Raw genomic sequence first — 16,552 nt, 5'->3', positions numbered from 1 at the left:
AAGCACCCTATATCTTCCAACGCGTACCGCTCGACTTCTACCCAGTATCTCACCCTCGACTAGAGGGTGAAGTAGATACATAAGACCAATTACACTACTCTCACTAAGCACCCCACTGGGGCGCTTGATCAGTGCTGCCCGTCCCGCAGCAAGCGGACACTAGGCCCCAAAGGGTAAATCCCCTATTGCCTCTATAACAGTACCCCCTTTGGGACGATATCGGGGGTTATCACGACCGCGCAGAGACCAATCGAGGCGATTAGATTGATGCCAACGGTCTCTAAAGCTCTTAGCTACCCGGGGATATTTTTGGCCAATTTCTGACCCCCCTCGAAAATACCCCTCTGAGTTCAAGAAAAGTACAAAGGTCTGTCAGAATCAACCAGTAGTCGGGATGCGTACCGTATTATTTGTAGCTAAAAATATATCACAATAAAACTATGGTTGATTCGTGATCTTGGCACCGGATCAAGTCTTCAAGATAAGCGTAAAGATCTGTTAGAATCGCCTACTGTGTCCAAAACTGACTTCAAGTAAAGTGTAAAGATTTGTTAGAATCGGATACCGTATTCAATATAATATTCAAAGTTATAATATACGGAACAATATATTTCCTTGGCCGCCTCCAATACATACGCTATTTGACTGTATTACCACAACTCGACTTCAAGAAAAGTACAAAGGTCTGTTAGAATCGGGTACTGTATTTTAGGATCGACTTCAAGGAAAGTGTAAAGATCTGTTAGAATCGGGTAGTTATATCTATTCAAGAAAAGTGTAAAGGTCTGTTAGAATTTAGCGGCTTGAATAGACACATATATTTGATTTCTGTCTGCCTATTCCGCCGCTCAGTACAGAGCAACGCCTCTTATCATAATGTTACTATTCGCACAGATTGCTCTGAGGGCAGCAGTTGGCAATGGTCTGACGGAGCGCAATTGAGGGAGAGCTATGGCCCACTCGATCAAGATTGACTGCTCGAATTAGACTGTAGTAGCACCGGTTGAGAAACCACTCTCAACGCGTAGAGATATCCGATATAGTCTTGTAAATAAAGTAGCGGTTGAGAGTAATGCCGCACAAATCTCACCCTCTAGTAGAAATTCAATTCTGTGCTCTGTGCTAGAAATATACCGCCCATATTGGCACTGATTTCTGCCTATCAGTCACGATCGCGTGTCTCCCAACCCCTGTCCGACCACCCTCATACCGGCATACATTGTGTTGAGTGATTCGTGAGTTCACTACAATCAAAAGAGATGGAGTAGATCGTCTTTCAGTAGGCTATTGAGCCTTCAGAGAAAGTTTCCAGTTTCAGAAGAGGCAGTTCGGATTCAGGTCCTCGACTGTGGCGACTTGGTCAGGCGCTGTGGTCGATGTACTCACTTTCCCATTCAGCTCGTGCCTGAATCTCTCTAGCCCCCCGTCGTGTGGTAGTGTACTCGTTGGTCCGTCTATCGCGTTGACTTTTCTCGACAAGTCCTTTCTCAACCAGCGTGTCGAGATTTGGATAGAGACGACCGTGGTGGATCTCCTTTTCGTAGTAGTTCTCAAGTTCGTCTTTGATTGCGAGCCCGTGCGGATCATCAAGGCCGGCGATTACGTACAGTAAGTCGCGCTGAAAGCCAGTGAGATCATACATACCACCAGCTTTCGTATTCATGATTTGAAATACTACTGATCTCCGAAACGAGATTCTGCTATTAGGTCTGTCGAACTGTTCACTCCGGAAAACTATCTCGTGGAATTCAGCTGGTTCAGAACCTAAGTGCGGCTGTACGAAACAGAACTAGCTCGAATCTGTTGATCGAAATTCAAATCGCGCACCGCCTTCCGAACTGTCCGTGAGAGTGATGTCCCAGTTGTGAGCTTGGGCGATACGTGAGACGATCGTGAGTCCGACCCCGCTTCCGCTGTATTCGGTTGTGTAGCCGTGCTCAAACACGGAATCACGTTCGTTAGGTGGAATTCCCTCACCGGTATCTTCGACATAGAAGCCGTGTTCGAGTGGACCGACGCGAACGGTGACGTCTTCACCACCGTGTCCGACCGCATTCCGGAACAAATTCTCGAAGAGTGCCATGAACTGGCTGGGGTCGCCGGTCATTGTACACGGCTCCGTCGACAGCGTTGCTGACCGCGTCTCGGTCAACTCCCACGCATCGCGGGCTATCTCATGTACCGACACCGGTTCGTGTGTTTCCACAGGGGTGTCATGACGTGCGAGTGTAGTGAGGTCGGTTACGAGGTCTTGGATTCGAGTGAGAGACGTTTCGACCGTCTCAAGGTGTGATTTATCCTCGGTCTCTCGATATAATTCGAGGTTCCCGGTCGCAACAGCCAACGGGTTGCGGAGATCGTGTGAGACCATACTGGCGAACTGTTCGAGTCGCTCGTTTTGTGCTTCTAATTCCGATTCTCGCTCACGTAACGTCTGTTGGGTAGTGACCTGAGAGAGCGCAGTAGTAATGTGACTGGCCAGTATCTCTCCGACCGTCACATCTTGGGTATCGAAATTTGAGCGGGTCGGCGATCCGGCCATCAAAATACCGTACTCACCCAGTGGAAGATGTAACTCGCTACGGATCGGTGATTCTGTGTTATAGATATCTGCGTCACCCTGAACATCATCGATCGCTGTCGCAGTCCCGTCCTTGAAGACTCGCCAGGCGATGCTCTCCCCCTCACGGAACGTCGGCGGCTCACCGATGAGCTCTCGAACTTCATCACTGTATGCAACCGGAGCCAATGTTTCGTTTTCTGCGTCGTAGAGATGAATTGAGTTTGCTTGAAGGTCTAAAATCTCGCGTGCGGCAATAACGCCACGTTCAGCGACTTCTTCGACCGTCTCTGCTGACAATAGCCGCGGAATGGCCCGATTGAGCCCTTCGAGTTGTTGTTCTCGTTTTTTGCGTTCAGTAATCTCCGTGGACACGCCGAACACACCCTCGGCTTCGCCAGCAGTATCCAACACCGGGACTTTCAATGAGAGATATGTCCGGTCGTCACCGTCTACCGTAATCTGCTCTTCAACTTCAAGCGGTTCGCCTGTCTCAAGCACACGGCGATCGTTCGCTTGGACAGTCTCTGCTACTTCGGGAGGGTGGACGCCGTCATCATGTTGACCGACGAGGTCCTCCGTATCGACGTCGAACAAGCGCTCATATTCAGCATTCACAAACACGTACCGCCCCTCTGTATCTTTCAGATACATCACCGCGGTCGTATTTTTGAGGATGAGGTTGAGACGACGGTCTGCCTCTTGTAGATCCGAGAGTACGTGTCGCCGATCAAGGTACGCTGTGACGAGCTGTAGAATGGTGGAGAGCAATTCCTTTTCTTCCGGGAGAAACACATCTCTGTCCGCCTCAGTCAAAGCGTTAGTCGTGTAACCAATTGTCAGCGTAACTTCGTTGCCGGCGGTGGTTACATCGTGGACTGTGAACTGTTCGACCGGTGGTTCGTACTCCGGAGAGGTGAACTCAGTTTCATCGATGGTGAGCGACGCTACGGCTTCCTCAGGAAACTGTAGCGACTGTGGAAGATGTGTGACGACTTGTTGGAGCTGTCCTTCTGACTGACCGTCACTGTCGACAAGGACATCGCTGATTGTTTGAATCGCAGTGAGTTCCTTCACGCGTTCTCGCAGGTCACGTTTCGTTTGGTACTCAGCAACTGCGTGGCGGATGCGTGTGGCGAGTCTATCGTACTGTTCTGTGCCTCGTTTCTGTAGATAATCAGTTACACCGGCAGAGATGGCTTCGCTGGCGATTTCTTCTGAGCCCTTCCCAGTAAAGAGAATAAACGGTAGGTCCGAGTGGGTTTCACGAACCGTGTGGAGGAACTCAAGCCCATTCTGCTCCGGCATTTCATAATCACTCACCACACACACAATCGGCTCAGTTTCGATAATTTCGCGCGCGTCGGCGACACGAGTCGCAGTATGAACCGTCGCTGTAGGGAGCTTCCGTTGTAAATACGTGGCTGTGAGATCTAAGAAGTCTGCCTCGTCATCGACGCAGAGAAGATGCATGGGCGAGTGTCTATTACCTTGCTAAATATTCTTTCTGTGAGTGACCTAGGACAGAAGTCGTGGGTTTCCGCAGTACATCTTTGTGAACTAAACACAAACAGTAACTGATATCGTTGAACGGCTCTGTTGAAATCCCATTCTTCAGACAGACTCTTAATTGTAACAGCCGGTCGCTGAAGAGTACGAACCATCCCATTGCTCGGAGCATAGAACTAATAACAATCCGTCATACCTGATCCTATGACAGGGTATGACGCCCTCAGCCTCCGACAAATCTTGATACTCTTGCTTGGCGTCAGCATGATTGTGAGTGGTGCGGCCGGCCTCGCCGGAGTCTTCTAACTGATTCACTGTACTGAGCGATTCTTGATTCCCCTGTACGGACCAGAACTCAGTTCAGATATCTCACTTTTTGAGGATTTCAACAGAGCCCGTTGAATACCAATATTGACAGACCATCTGACGGAGGGTCGTAGGATCTCATCGATTCGAACAAAACAAAAACAAGGGATCACTCCAAAACTGAGCGCCCCCAACGTTCCGACGTGTACCGCTCGTTTCGGACTCAGTTTCCACCGTCGGTATGGGAATCAAGCGCTTCACACATAACATAAAAAATAAAACATCTCTGCGCCAACCTCCATACCACCTTCAGCCGCTTCCGAAACCGGTCACAAGACTACCTATCCACGGGACATTATAGCGGGGAATAATAGGATAATTCTGGTTCAGCTGAGGATGGAGGTATATTCTTAGCAGATTTAATCACATCTCATGCAATTTTGGGGTGCGTCTCAGCTATCAACCGCACCACATTCGGCCGTAATTTGGAAAAATGTGCTAAGCGCTACTTAGAGAGTCTAAAATAGCCTATCGACCAATAATCAATAGAACTGTCTGAAAGAGCAGTAAATCAGCTAAGACTGATTCTAAGTTGGTTTAATACTGCCCGCAATCTCATCTAAAACAATATATTATTTGAGGTATTCGTTCAAATCGCACCAACTATGAGGCTGATATCCATGCTTTTGCTGGGCGGATTCGGAAGCTTTCTCCGCAAGTTGCGGTACGTGAGAAGAAAATCGAAAGCATCACCAAGAGCACCGCTTTCAGCAAGTTGAGTCTGAACTTCAGACGGTCGATATCCGTCTTTCTTTCGCCTACTGACATCGATGTCAAACTGTTCGATCGCAGAAAGTCGTGATAGAATCGCCGAGAGATGTTTCCCGTTCGGTGTGACAAAGTACCGGTCAATTCGATCGGGAAACGCGGCGAGTTTCTCGACTGTTCCCTGGGCCCCATCTGTATCACCGGATTCCGTTTCGACTTCGGCAACGACGACTGGTTCGCCCTGAGAAAATCCCACGACGTCTAGGCGTTTCTTCGATAGATGAGATACGTCGTCCCAACAGGTAGTCGGCTGTAGCCGCCAGACATCACAGTATCGAACAACGCGGTCAACATCAGACCGAGAAGCAACAAAGAGCGCAACGAGGTCAATCCCGACTCTATGTAGCGTATTTTCTGAAGGCGATCGTTCGCCCCAGCCGTCGTTGCTGACGTTCGGAATTCCGAGCTGCTTACGAACTTTCCACGGCACCGAGTAATATGTTTGAGGAGTATTCGGCTGAGAGAGCAAGCCGAGGCTTTTGAGCCGATCCACATCAACATCAAGTTTCGACCCGTCAGGTTGGTCTCGGAACGACGCCATGCTCTGCGTCAGTGAATACAAACCGATCCGTCGCTCCATTGCTAACCCGATACGCGTGAGAAAGAGTGCCTCGGCAGCCGATATGTCCTCAATCTCGAATGAATCGGTGAGTGGTTGAACATCTTTCACCTCCCTAAATTCGGGGCCCATTTCGCACGCAGCGGCTCGATGTGCGTCTTGGATGGCACTAGCATATTCTTCGGATTGGAACGGTCGATCCAAATCGGAAAGGCCCACTCGAATTGCGTCTGACGGGGGAAGGCCAACGTCCATCTCTCTCAATATAACGAGTTCGTGTCTGTATCGCTCCCAAGGAAGTATTTTTATTCGCGGATAAAATGGAGTAAATTGCGGGGCAGGTACTTCATATGCGTCTCCCGAGTTAGAAGCTGTGAAACCATCGTCAATCGCAGCGTCTAATGCGTTTTCGAGTGTTTGTTTATTCTCGATGTCGTTACCAGGTCGATCAGGCGAAGGAAAGAACTGACAGATCTCATCAAACAGGGTTGTGAGAGGTATTGATTCGTTGAAATTGAGTGTTGAACTCGCACGAATGGTGTCCGTGACTGTGACGAGGCGCTTGTCTGGCCGAGGAAATGGATCATCGGTATCCGGATCAACTAATGGATTGTCCGAATCCGAGCCATAATGGGTGCCATAAGCTTCAGTTTTTCTGTATTTCAACTCGCGTCGAATCCATGATCGGACTTGGGGTGTGATATCGACATATCGCTGAATGTCGTTCTTAGAAAAGATTGCATAAGCAAGGTTGGCTAGTCGGTACCACCCGTGGTACGCATAATTAGCAAGACGCATTAAGACCACATCGTCGGGAACGAAGAGATAGTCACGCTGTCTGGTGAGTGGTGGGGGGTCATCAAAATTGAACTCTGGGAAGAACAGTGGACGATCAAGTGGTCCAATAAAGGTCCGCGCACTTGCGTGGCTCAACGGGATTTTGAAACCATCATCACATCGAATCACGCGGTCCACGTATTGGGATTGTCGTGACTCCACAGATTTATGTTCCGATTGGTAGGTTCGAGCAGCGAGGACTGGGCTCGACGAGGCCTGCTCTGAATCCGGTACCAGCAGTGTAGCTACGATCTCGCGTTGTAATGAATCCGAAATCAGATTTTGAAACGCATGTAGTACATCGTACACGTATTGATCTCGAACGTGTTCCCCCATGAAAGACAGCCCAGGAGAATTCCGGAATGGTCGTGTCATCATCCTGCGTTCAGAACTATGCTCAGGATACTGCTCATACTCATGTGTCCCGCGGAGTGGATCCGCAAATTCGACACGAAGAGCGGTTATCGCGGCGAACGTGGCGATTTCGTGAAAAGACTCGACAGTAGGAGGTGCTTCAATTCCATCTATCGACTTCACCGCCTTCACACCATAATCATCGAGGCGTTTTCCAAATCTCTTGCCAGTATCATCAAATAAGGCGAAGAGTTGCCGCAGCTGCCTTCGCGTACAGTCTAACGGGAGGAGAGTTGCGCGTTGTACGTCGACGTACCGGTCTGGTATCTCAAGCATAGGTTGGGACTGAGACTAGGTCGTTTAGCGTATCGACTCCTTCATCTAGGAATCTCCGCCGAGGGAGAAGCGCCATTCCATCGAGGAGGGGAATCTGTCGAATGAGTTGTTCGTGTAATTTCTGTACGTTCGGAAGCGACCGGTATCTCTCTCTCGACTCTGGGAAGACCCCGGGGCAATCCGTCAGTTTGCTACACTTCAGGAAGTGGAGGAAGTCATAGATTGACTCTCGGTTCGGCAGAACGAGGAGACCTGTGGCTGCGGTTTTCCCGATCTCAGCGGCCTGTAGATACGTCTCGAATGGCGACTCTTCCCACTCTGTGACGACTCCTAGGTATCGGAGTCGCTGACCATCGGTAGTGTATTCGAATCCTGCGACATCAAATCCGAGTACGGGGAGACTCGACGAGGTCTCTTTAGAGGAATCGTAATCTGAGTGCGAGTAGATGAGGTGTGGCGAGATCGCCCAGTCAACGTTCGGCAAGCGGAGTAATTGCGTCTTCATCCGACAGGCCACGAGGTTATGATCTCTATGGGCATCTAGTATGGCCCTTCCATCGAATGGCTTGAAATTAGAGTACGGGTGAGATGCGTTCTCCGGATACGTATCGACCAATTCGATATCCCATATCTGTCTGAACTCTGCCGTCGTACTGTAGACTTTCGAGCGGTCGACACGCCGCTTGACTATCCACTTCGAGTCTAGAGTGTCCGGTTGTACGCCGTAATGATTTGCACAGACCCCACGCAGGTCCTTTGTGAAACCGCGACGAAGTCCACCGTATCCCGGGATTAACCCGTACTGATCGAGAAACACTACGTGGGCAAACACCCTCGCTGGTGTGACCTCCTTTCTTTTTTGTTTGATTCGTTGTTCGCTGGCTTTGATCCCTGCGAGGGGACCGAGAACCAATTCGTCATGTTTCAGCAGTAGGTCTTGGCGGAACGCTTCCGCCAGCCACTCTTGAGGTCGAATGTTGTATGGTGTATTGGAAAAGTATTCGCCGAAGCCTGTCGAATCAGTCTGAATTAATGATCTGAGTGCCGGATACAGAGGCTCGAATGAGAGGCCATCGTTCCCCATAACGTGAGGTTTGATATGTGTCTCAGGAGATCGATGTCTCGGGAGCAGCCATTTTTGCGCAGTAAGCCGCCGCTCAAATGAGACCACTTCTGGGGAATGACAAGGAGTTTCGTTCTCACCGTACTTGCGGCCACAGACAGAGCAAGTTCGCTCTACAAAATCAGTTAGTTGCGGCTGCTCGTTCTGGTTTCCTCCGTTCTCTTCTCTTTCCGTATTGCTCCACATACTGAATCTAAATTTGTGATCGAATTTAAAGGCCTGCCTCGAAATATTGCTATGCTTCTGTTACTGAGCCGCCTATCTAACCGCAAAATTATAAAAATAGATTGAGGGATCTGCCGGCCCTTGGTGAATCATTGGAAATGGGGTCACGCTCCCCGAGCCAGCAGTCCTTGCTGTTACTCTCCCGGCTTCGTCCCAGTCCGCAGGTTCTCCCGATACTCACCCCATGCTTGGTACATCTCTGTCCGTTCCGCTTCCGTCATCGTCTCGTGTTCGGCTTCGTCGTAGAACGGGAGTTCCTCCTTCTCGGGGACCGCCATCACCTGCTTGAGCGGGTAGATTTTCTTGTAGTAGTTCTCCAACACCCAGTCTTCGCCGTGCTCGTCGACAGCTTCTTCGATGAACGGGGCGGCCTCCGGATACTCCGCGGCGAGTGTGTCAGTCATGGTTGTTGTGTTGTGGGTGGATTGGATCGCTCCGATACGCGGACAAATCGACGTTCAGGCGTCGGTGAACTCGGCCAGTGAGTGGTTCGAACTGCTACTGTTCCACTTCCCGATTTGGATGAACTCGAACGTCTCAAGCGAGGCGTCGATCGTCTCGGCGAGCCGCGTCTGAATCGCAGAGGGCAGGCTCTCGATGGGAATCGCCGTGAGCGCGTGCTGGGTAAGGTGGTAACTCGATGCGAGGTTCGTCGGGGCGACAAGAATCACGCGTTCTCCATCGACATCGTCGAGCGCGAGTTGGGCATCCCGGTACTGGTGGACAGTCACATTCAATTCATCCACGGGAAAGAGGTAGTCAGCAGCCCCAAATTCGATACTCGCCCCTGCTGACTCAAAATGCCCTTTGAGCATAACTATGTACAAATATATGTTCTATAGAGATTAACATTGTGGTGAATGAGATGGTGATCTGTCCCACTACGGGCCATGCTCCCCAATTTGAATAGCCCGCCCGATACATCGGACCATGTGTCCCGAGACCTCTACGACTGTACAGCGGCTGAACTCGCAACAGGCTCTGTCGAACACCTCTCATACGACACACCACCAAGTACTGCTGCTGAGTGGCTCGAAACAAACGGGTACGACGCCGCGCCGATCCAAAAGCAGGGCGACGCGGTCGGGTTCATCCACGAAGACGACGTCACTGCTGACGATGACGGCGATACACTCGAGGAGCATCTCACCCCGCTCACAATTGACTATATGATGAGCGGAGACACCGCGTTTGAGGACGTCCTGGCTGCGCTCATTAAAGAGCCGGTTTACTTCCTCGGCGGCCACAGCCGCATTACTGGGATCCTCACCCGTGCCGATCTCAACACGGCCCCAGTACGCATCTACCTATTCGACCGCATCACCTACCTCGAAGAGCACCTCCGCGAACTCATTCTCGAGCACGCACCCAATTGGAAACAGACGCCAGTCACTGTTGATGAACTCGACGACATCGAGGACCGATACACAGACGCACAAACTGCTAACGTTGAGTTAGACGAGATCCACTACGCACAGTTCTCTACGCTAAACACTATCATCTCGAACGTCGAAGCCTGTTGGCAAACCTGCGGTTTCTCAACGACAGCGCAAGCCGACTCTCGACTTCACGAGATCAACGAGCTTCGTAACGATGTCGCTCACGCCAATCTTCTCGTTGAAAATACCGATAGCGAGGGGTTCCTCAATAGCGGTCGTACGACGGAGAACCTGTCCGCCACTCTCGAAAGTATCAACCAAGTCCTCACCAACCTCCAAGGAGCCGGGAACGCTCCGGGGACAGCGGAGGATCGGTTCGAGCACTCAGAGCAGACGGATCAACTGAAGCGGTAGCGCGGAGTCCCGATCCTCAAGGAGCGACCGAAGGGAGCGAGTAGGGAGGGGAGGAGCGCGTTCGTATCTGTCACAAACACTAGCATATAAATAGCCACTTGTCAACATTGAATACGTGGCAGACGACTACGTGCGTCGGACGGCAATCACTCGCCTCTCGGTAGATGATGAGCAACGCGAGTTGCTTGAGGAAACCATCTCCGAGTGGAAGCGTGGGTGCCAACTCGCCACAGACATGGCGTGGGGGAAGTGTAACGCCAAGAGCGACGTACAACCCCTCGCCTACGACAACGTGCGCGAGGAAACCGACCTCGGGAGTCAGCACGCGATCCTCGCAACCCACCAATCCGCACAAGCCATCACCGGCTGTCTCGAACGCCGCTCGAACGGCAAGCAGGTCAGTAAACCCACGTTCACCGCACCCACGGTAACGTACGACACTCGAACGATGACGCTGTTCGATGACGATACAGTGTCACTCTCCACGACGGAGAGTCGCGTCCGATGTGACCTTGCTCTCCCTGAAGCCGAGGATGGCTACCAACGGCAGTACCTCGACTCCGACCACTGGAGCGTCACGGAAAGCACACTCACCGCTCGTGACGGCGACTACTTTTTACACATCGGCTTCCGCCGACCGAAGACTGAAACGGAGCGAGACACCGCCGAGGACGGAACGGTTCTCGGGGTCGATCTCGGTATTGAAAACCTCGCCGTCACCAGCACAGCACGATTCATCAATGGGCGCGAACTCTCACATAACCTCCGCGAGTTCGAGAAAGTCCGTGCAGGACTCCAACAGACAGGCACGCGAAGCGCCCACAGAACGCTCGAGCAATTAAGTGGACGCGAACTACGATACGTTCGTGACGTGGTTCACCAAGCGTCGAACGCGATTGTGGATGAAGCACTTCGATACCAGTGCGACGTGATCGCCTTCGAGGACTTGACTGACATCCGCGACCGAACGGGTGCGTCGTGGGGGCACAAGTGGGCGTTCCGAACGCTGTACGAACAGGTGGAGTACAAAGCCGAAGCAGTCGGCATCTCTGTGAAGCAAGTGGGTTCGGCGTACACGTCGCAACGGTGCGCCGAGTGTGGATTCACGGCAGACGAGAATCGCCGAACTCGCACGGACTTCCGGTGCGTGAAATGTGGGTCGGAAGCGAACGCGGATTACAACGCGGCGAAGAACATCGGGATGCGGTATGTCCGTCGAGGCCAACAGTCGTCTCGGCGGACGGGCGACAGTCAACTCGCCCTAAAGTCTGGAACGGTGACGCCAAGTGGCGGATTCACCGCCCACCCGGACGGGTTTGAGGCCGAGCTCACGGACAAGCCCCACCCTCAACGAGCGAAGTCGGTAGACTGAGCGAAGTAGGGTGGGGTTGTTGACACTCCTGAATATTCTCGTCAGTGGGCTCACCGTACGCCTTCTCCGGCGGGATTGTCAGCGTTCCCGTCTCCCCAGCTTCGAGGCCGATCAGTCCCTCTTCCATCCCGTCGATGACCTGCTCGTCACCGATTTCGACTGTCAACGGCGTGTACTCTCGCTCGGGTTGGGCCTCGGCAAGGCCCGTCTCCTCGGCGACAGACTTCCGGGAGGTGTCGAACACTGTTTCGTCGTCGAGTCGGCCCGTGTACTCAAGCGTCACAGAATCGCCAGTAGCAATCGTCATACGAGGATAAGAAGTCCCACACCGAAAGCCTACGTCCTTGAGTGATGACTGTCTGGCGCGTTCTGAACGCGGTCCACCTTCCTACCGAACACGTCACCAGCGATGCGGTGAAGTCGTATGACCCAAACTCTCAGATTCTCGACCTGATGCACAAGCTATACACGTCACAATAGTCTACTCAGCGGTATCGTATGACAGCACTTCGGAAGCATCTATCGAGTCTCACGGATCCCGACGCTGATGCGGCTGCGCAGACGCGTGATACCCTTCTTTCCGAGGTCGATATTCCGACGGGATGGGACGTCAGTGAGACAGACGTCGAAATAGCACAAGACGGGACGCAAGACTGGTTCCTGGTGGCGTTCGAACATCAGTCGGATCCGGACACGAGAGCATCCGTCTTTCTCCTCGAAGGGTCTCATATGCTCCAACTCTACATCGAATCCGCAGATACTGATGAGTGGACTGACCCCACACAGACTCCCGAAGAGATCACAGAAATCCTCCGTCATCACGCATAGAGCTGTTTATTTGTCGGACAGCGAAAGAGCTCAACCTTGTTGGGCAGTTCGTTAATCACGATAGACGACAATAGTGCTGTATGAGATCAATTACGAAAACGATACTCGTAGGTGGTGGTTTGGTACTTGCCGGCTGGGTTGGGTGGGGACTCTACTCGACTAAGAAGGCAGAGTCAGTCCCGTACGAGCAGCTACGAACCATTAACGGCGCTGAGATTCGGCGCTATCCGCAGACAGTTCTTGTTGAAACGGCAGCACCGACGCAGCGGATTGCGTTTCGACGCCTCTTCGAGTACATCTCCGGAGCCAACCACGGGGATGAGTCGATCTCGATGACGGCCCCTGTCGAAACCCAATCTGGGGACTCAATTGCGATGACGGCTCCTGTTCGATCAGAGGCAACCGAGACCGACGCTGAGACGATCCGGATGGCGTTCTATCTGCCATCCGAGTACACGCCTGAAACGGCACCGGAACCGACGGACACAGCTGTTACACTCGTCACTGAACCACAGAAGACAGTCGCTGTGGACCAGTTTTCGTGGTATGCGCCGGAGTGGCGGGTCGAACGGCGGACGGAGAAGCTGCTTGCTACGCTCGAAGATGAAGACATCGAACCGGACGGTGATCCCTATCTCCTCCGGTATAACGACCCGTGGACACCACCGTTCATGCGACGAAATGAAGTGGCGGTAGAGGTCGCTGAAGAAGAGTGACGGTGGCTGACGCGAAAACCCTACTCTGAACTGAACATCGAGGCGTACGATGATACAGCGCGCACGGGTATGACTCTCGTAGCTCTGTTGAAATTCTTAAGAACTGACAGGATCGGCGTGCGAGATACAGAGCGTACAGTCAGCACAGGAGCAACGTTACTTTCTCCATCTGAATCTTGAATCAGCCGATAGAATGCGCTTGCCTATTGCTCGTTGGAGTACGCCGCGCCTGATATTCAAGAGCGTACGATATATGTTCCCCAGACATCATTTATGCCATCGGAAGTTGTCTCGGACGTATGGAGACTCAATTGCGCATGTATCTGGCAGGAACAATCGCTGCGGTAGCCTCGTTCCTCTTCGTTTCGCTGGCCTTCTCGGGACAATTCAATTTCGTACATGGCGGGGTATTCATCGTGTTCTTCATCGTGGTGATGGTCGTCTTCGCCAATTTCATCACGTGGGCCGAATCACTCGAATCCAACTGACGCAGCCACCCGAAGAGCGCGACGGCAAACTTCTGTAGTTACTGCTCAGTAGACCCTCTGTATCTCGAACAAGGTTTATGTTAGTTCCCGAAGGTTTCAACAGAGCCAATTTCTTTTTCGAAGCGGACGACGGCCCGTCGTCTGCCGGTAGATTGAAGTCCCGCTTTCGAGTTGAAAAATTAATGCCACTTCGACGCCGACAGTTTTTGACGATCGCGGGAAGTCTGTCAATGATAGCGCTTACCGGCTGTTCGGCGAGTTTAAAACGACTCAGCGGGGGTTCGTCTGGAGAATTGAATGCGCAGAAAGCAGTTGTCGACCGATTTATCACCGGCGTGAACGAGAACGACCTCGAAGCAGTGGACGAATCCGTGGGGGTGTGGGCTGCCGGTGCGTTCACAGCGGACAACATCGGAGACTACACGCTCGAGCAAGAGGATTTGCGGAGAACGACTCGAGAGAGGACGTACGTGATGCTTGAGACAGACCTCACAATCACGCATGAAGGGGAATCGCGGACCGAAGAGATTTCGTTTCGATTGTCCGAAGCTAGAGAGGAGTGGTACATCGATCAGATTCTGGTCGTTGGTGGGCTCATCATCGATGGGGAGCCGCTGGGACCGCCGTCCGCCTTCATAGCAGCAGAGTTCGACTCGGCGGTGACCAGCAGCGACGAGACTGGCGTGCTGACGGTTAGACACGAAGGTGGTGGACCGCTTCCCGCGAGGGGACTGGCGTTCCACGGAACGATAGTGGATCCCGAGGGCGCTGACCCCGACATTTCAACCGATGGAGTGACAGTCGCCGAGGCGACGCAGCGCTCACAATTTGTTCCGGGAGACACCCTGACTATTGGGGTCGAAACCGAGTACAATATCAGCGTCAGGTTCAGCAAAGAGGGACTGGACTCAGTAGTGGTTCTGGATGAATTTACCCACTCGTAGCGACAGTTGCATGCCGTGAGTTCTGAGGATCCGTGGCGGCGATTCCAGCGGCGCGTGAGACCCGGATTTACCGACCCGAAAGAGAACTGAGAGCTGCGCTACTGTGTGTGTTCTCCGCGGTATTGAGTCGGGTGCGCTGTTGAGCGTGTCGAAGTCGTTGTAGTACGAGTAGCTGTAGTCGATCAGGGTGTCATAGAAGAGTTGCCACGGTATTTATTTCGTGAGTTTACAGCCGAATCAGCCGGTAGAATTCGCTTGCGTATACATCATTTAGTGATTATGGGGAGCATGTATCGGGGTTTGGTTCGCTGGTGGTTCTGATTACGAGTAGTAGACTCGAAGCATATTAGGCAAAACCAATTGTACAGTAACTACGAAACTCAGAGATGGCGTTTTGAGTAATATCATATTAGAATTAATACGGATCTTGTTACTATGTAGGAGAGTCTCGATAGTGGCTCTATGAGAGGGTCTTCAGAGGAACCGCTCTTGACCATCGCAGAGACTGCTTCCGATGCGTTGAACACGCCGGTAGAGGAGTTGCCTCCACTCTCTCATTCAATTGACGTTGATGCGTTAGAGGCGATCGTTACAGAGAATCGATCCCATAGCGTGACGGTTACGTTTCCCTACGCTGGTCACAGAGTTCTCGTTCACTCAGACAGCACGGTCTACGTTTCCCCGATCCAGAACGACAGGACAGCCCCCAGAGAGGTGGTGAATCTCGACGAATACGATTATGCGTAAGAAAGAACTCATTCAGACTCACGCTCTGCTTCTGGAAGTCACACGAGATTTAATCGAGAATGAAGAGATGCCAGCCGAGATGATTACCACGTATTACACACTGGATGTACATCCGTCAAGTGTCCACAAGTCGAAACAAAACCATGTCGAAGCGATCACGGTTCTCAGCAACTCAATCGAACGGTGGCTCGAACAGACACACTCGAAGAATTTCAACAGAGCCCCATAGTACTGAACAATCTGCGGCCGATGATTCCGGATTTGTGCGGCTGAATCGACTATAAGATCGTGCCTTCGAACTTATCGATGTGATTCGATGTCGATTACGGGATTACCCTGCTCGTCGGCATCGATAGTGACCGTTGTCGTATCTGCCTCAAACCGGAGCGTCATATTCAAATGTCCTTTTTGGAACAGGTTGTCCAACGCATCAGTATTTATGTCGTTATTTATTATCCAGTCCTGCTCAAGAATGTCTTCATCATGAGCCTGTGCGACGGCGCTAACAACGGCCATGCTTAATGAGTCCTCTTCTTCCGCAACGTAGCGAAACGTCTTGCCATCCATAGATGTAATTGTATAATCTATTAAAAAAGAATAACTGACATATAGTCACTCCACACACACTATTTTCTACATACTGTTTACCGGTACTGAGCGTTCCGTGATTCTCCTGTACCGACCGAATCGAGTGACCCTCAATCTCGGCACGCGCCGTACAAGATACGCGCTCTGTATTCAGCGCGGCTCCAAGAAGATATCACCGGGTGAGGCTTTCAACAGGGCCAATCTCGTCGAAACATGAGTCACCGAACAGTTCCGTGAGACGGGGATAGACTGTGCTTGTCTATGGGGGATTGTAGGCATCCGATTACATCTGAGGCGTTTTCCTATCGAACAGAGATGTGTATCTGACCAGAAGAACCAACACGATTGCGAGTCCGAGGGTGGGGTATTCGACCGTGACCACCAGCCATTTCGCCGATTGGGTGGTGTTCATCAAGCTGATGAGAACGGTGGGATAGCT

General features: G+C 51.8%; 15 protein-coding genes and 1 pseudogene. 8 read left to right on the top strand and 8 right to left on the bottom strand.

What is annotated here, in order from left to right; translation table 11 throughout:
• Positions 1-1,360 precede the first annotated feature (1,360 nt).
• The 6 genes from ACNS88_RS08775 to ACNS88_RS08750 form a co-directional block, all read right to left on the bottom strand.
• A complete protein-coding gene (locus tag ACNS88_RS08775; RefSeq protein WP_142986996.1) occupies positions 1,361-1,642 on the bottom strand; it encodes a helix-turn-helix transcriptional regulator in 282 nt (93 codons plus the stop codon).
• 147 nt (positions 1,643-1,789) lie between these two features.
• Positions 1,790-4,033 (bottom strand): PAS domain-containing sensor histidine kinase, encoded by a 2,244-nt coding sequence (locus tag ACNS88_RS08770; protein ID WP_435095991.1) that lies wholly within the window; start codon positions 4,031-4,033, stop codon positions 1,790-1,792.
• A 991-nt stretch (positions 4,034-5,024) separates the two neighbouring features.
• Positions 5,025-7,145, bottom strand: coding sequence for a hypothetical protein (locus tag ACNS88_RS08765; RefSeq protein ID WP_435095988.1), 2,121 nt, complete (start codon positions 7,143-7,145; stop codon positions 5,025-5,027).
• A 136-nt stretch (positions 7,146-7,281) separates the two neighbouring features.
• Entirely contained in the window at positions 7,282-8,598 is a 1,317-nt protein-coding gene (locus tag ACNS88_RS08760; RefSeq protein WP_435095985.1) for a hypothetical protein, read from the bottom strand.
• A gap of 173 nt (positions 8,599-8,771) precedes the next feature.
• Complete coding sequence (locus ACNS88_RS08755; protein WP_435095982.1) at positions 8,772-9,041, bottom strand: DUF8110 family protein; 270 nt, start codon at positions 9,039-9,041, stop codon at positions 8,772-8,774.
• A gap of 54 nt (positions 9,042-9,095) precedes the next feature.
• On the bottom strand, positions 9,096-9,452 hold the full coding sequence (locus ACNS88_RS08750) for a DUF8165 family protein (RefSeq protein WP_435095979.1): 357 nt from the start codon (positions 9,450-9,452) through the stop codon (positions 9,096-9,098).
• Between the two features lie 117 nt (positions 9,453-9,569).
• Between ACNS88_RS08750 and ACNS88_RS08745 the strand changes: the two genes are divergently transcribed.
• Complete coding sequence (locus tag ACNS88_RS08745) at positions 9,570-10,430, top strand: CBS domain-containing protein (RefSeq protein WP_435095976.1); 861 nt, start codon at positions 9,570-9,572, stop codon at positions 10,428-10,430.
• A 115-nt stretch (positions 10,431-10,545) separates the two neighbouring features.
• Positions 10,546-11,802: an RNA-guided endonuclease InsQ/TnpB family protein gene (locus ACNS88_RS08740; RefSeq protein WP_435095973.1), complete on the top strand. Its 1,257-nt coding sequence runs from the start codon at positions 10,546-10,548 to the stop codon at positions 11,800-11,802.
• 25 nt (positions 11,803-11,827) lie between these two features.
• Here the strand turns inward: ACNS88_RS08740 and ACNS88_RS08735 are convergent.
• Positions 11,828-12,109: pseudogene (locus ACNS88_RS08735) on the bottom strand (FKBP-type peptidyl-prolyl cis-trans isomerase); the annotation flags it as partial.
• Positions 12,110-12,300: 191 nt separating this feature from the next.
• Here ACNS88_RS08735 and ACNS88_RS08730 point away from each other — a divergent pair.
• From ACNS88_RS08730 to ACNS88_RS08705, 6 genes are all read left to right on the top strand, one after another.
• A complete protein-coding gene (locus tag ACNS88_RS08730; RefSeq protein ID WP_435095970.1) occupies positions 12,301-12,630 on the top strand; it encodes a hypothetical protein in 330 nt (109 codons plus the stop codon).
• 80 nt (positions 12,631-12,710) lie between these two features.
• Positions 12,711-13,346 (top strand): SOUL family heme-binding protein, encoded by a 636-nt coding sequence (locus ACNS88_RS08725; protein ID WP_435095967.1) that lies wholly within the window; start codon positions 12,711-12,713, stop codon positions 13,344-13,346.
• A gap of 299 nt (positions 13,347-13,645) precedes the next feature.
• Positions 13,646-13,834 carry a hypothetical protein gene (locus ACNS88_RS08720; protein ID WP_435095964.1) on the top strand — a complete coding sequence of 63 codons (189 nt, stop codon included), beginning with the start codon at positions 13,646-13,648 and terminating at the stop codon, positions 13,832-13,834.
• A gap of 230 nt (positions 13,835-14,064) precedes the next feature.
• On the top strand, positions 14,065-14,778 hold the full coding sequence (locus ACNS88_RS08715; protein ID WP_435095961.1) for a hypothetical protein: 714 nt from the start codon (positions 14,065-14,067) through the stop codon (positions 14,776-14,778).
• Between the two features lie 462 nt (positions 14,779-15,240).
• Positions 15,241-15,525: a HalOD1 output domain-containing protein gene (locus tag ACNS88_RS08710; protein WP_435095958.1), complete on the top strand. Its 285-nt coding sequence runs from the start codon at positions 15,241-15,243 to the stop codon at positions 15,523-15,525.
• The gene (locus ACNS88_RS08705) at positions 15,518-15,754 is read left to right on the top strand and encodes a UPF0058 family protein (protein ID WP_435095955.1); all 237 of its coding nucleotides are present in this window, start codon (positions 15,518-15,520) and stop codon (positions 15,752-15,754) included. The genes ACNS88_RS08710 and ACNS88_RS08705 overlap by 8 nt, the downstream gene beginning before the upstream one ends.
• 71 nt (positions 15,755-15,825) lie before the next feature.
• Here the strand turns inward: ACNS88_RS08705 and ACNS88_RS08700 are convergent, their stop codons facing one another.
• Positions 15,826-16,092, bottom strand: a complete 267-nt coding sequence (locus tag ACNS88_RS08700) for a HalOD1 output domain-containing protein (protein ID WP_317649730.1) — start codon at positions 16,090-16,092, stop codon at positions 15,826-15,828.
• Positions 16,093-16,552: the final 460 nt, after the last annotated feature.

This window comes from Halorubrum shenae (genome assembly GCF_051194165.1).
Lineage (GTDB): Archaea > Halobacteriota > Halobacteria > Halobacteriales > Haloferacaceae > Halorubrum.
Note: the sequence above shows the minus strand (reverse complement) of the source record. Positions and strands in the feature narration are given on the sequence as shown.

Excerpts from the sequence above, each read along its gene's own strand:
- ACNS88_RS08715 (WP_435095961.1), top strand. The coding sequence starts at position 14,065 with ATGATAGCGCTTACCGGCTGTTCGGCGAGTTTAAAACGACTCAGCGGG.
- ACNS88_RS08755 (WP_435095982.1), bottom strand. The coding sequence starts at position 9,041 with ATGACTGACACACTCGCCGCGGAGTATCCGGAGGCCGCCCCGTTCATC.
- ACNS88_RS08750 (WP_435095979.1), bottom strand. The coding sequence starts at position 9,452 with ATGCTCAAAGGGCATTTTGAGTCAGCAGGGGCGAGTATCGAATTTGGG.
- ACNS88_RS08770 (WP_435095991.1), bottom strand. The coding sequence starts at position 4,033 with ATGCATCTTCTCTGCGTCGATGACGAGGCAGACTTCTTAGATCTCACA.
- ACNS88_RS08775 (WP_142986996.1), bottom strand. The coding sequence starts at position 1,642 with ATGTATGATCTCACTGGCTTTCAGCGCGACTTACTGTACGTAATCGCC.
- ACNS88_RS08720 (WP_435095964.1), top strand. The coding sequence starts at position 13,646 with ATGGAGACTCAATTGCGCATGTATCTGGCAGGAACAATCGCTGCGGTA.
- ACNS88_RS08760 (WP_435095985.1), bottom strand. The coding sequence starts at position 8,598 with ATGTGGAGCAATACGGAAAGAGAAGAGAACGGAGGAAACCAGAACGAG.
- ACNS88_RS08730 (WP_435095970.1), top strand. The coding sequence starts at position 12,301 with ATGACAGCACTTCGGAAGCATCTATCGAGTCTCACGGATCCCGACGCT.
- ACNS88_RS08725 (WP_435095967.1), top strand. The coding sequence starts at position 12,711 with ATGAGATCAATTACGAAAACGATACTCGTAGGTGGTGGTTTGGTACTT.
- ACNS88_RS08710 (WP_435095958.1), top strand. The coding sequence starts at position 15,241 with ATGAGAGGGTCTTCAGAGGAACCGCTCTTGACCATCGCAGAGACTGCT.
- ACNS88_RS08705 (WP_435095955.1), top strand. The coding sequence starts at position 15,518 with ATGCGTAAGAAAGAACTCATTCAGACTCACGCTCTGCTTCTGGAAGTC.
- ACNS88_RS08700 (WP_317649730.1), bottom strand. The coding sequence starts at position 16,092 with ATGGATGGCAAGACGTTTCGCTACGTTGCGGAAGAAGAGGACTCATTA.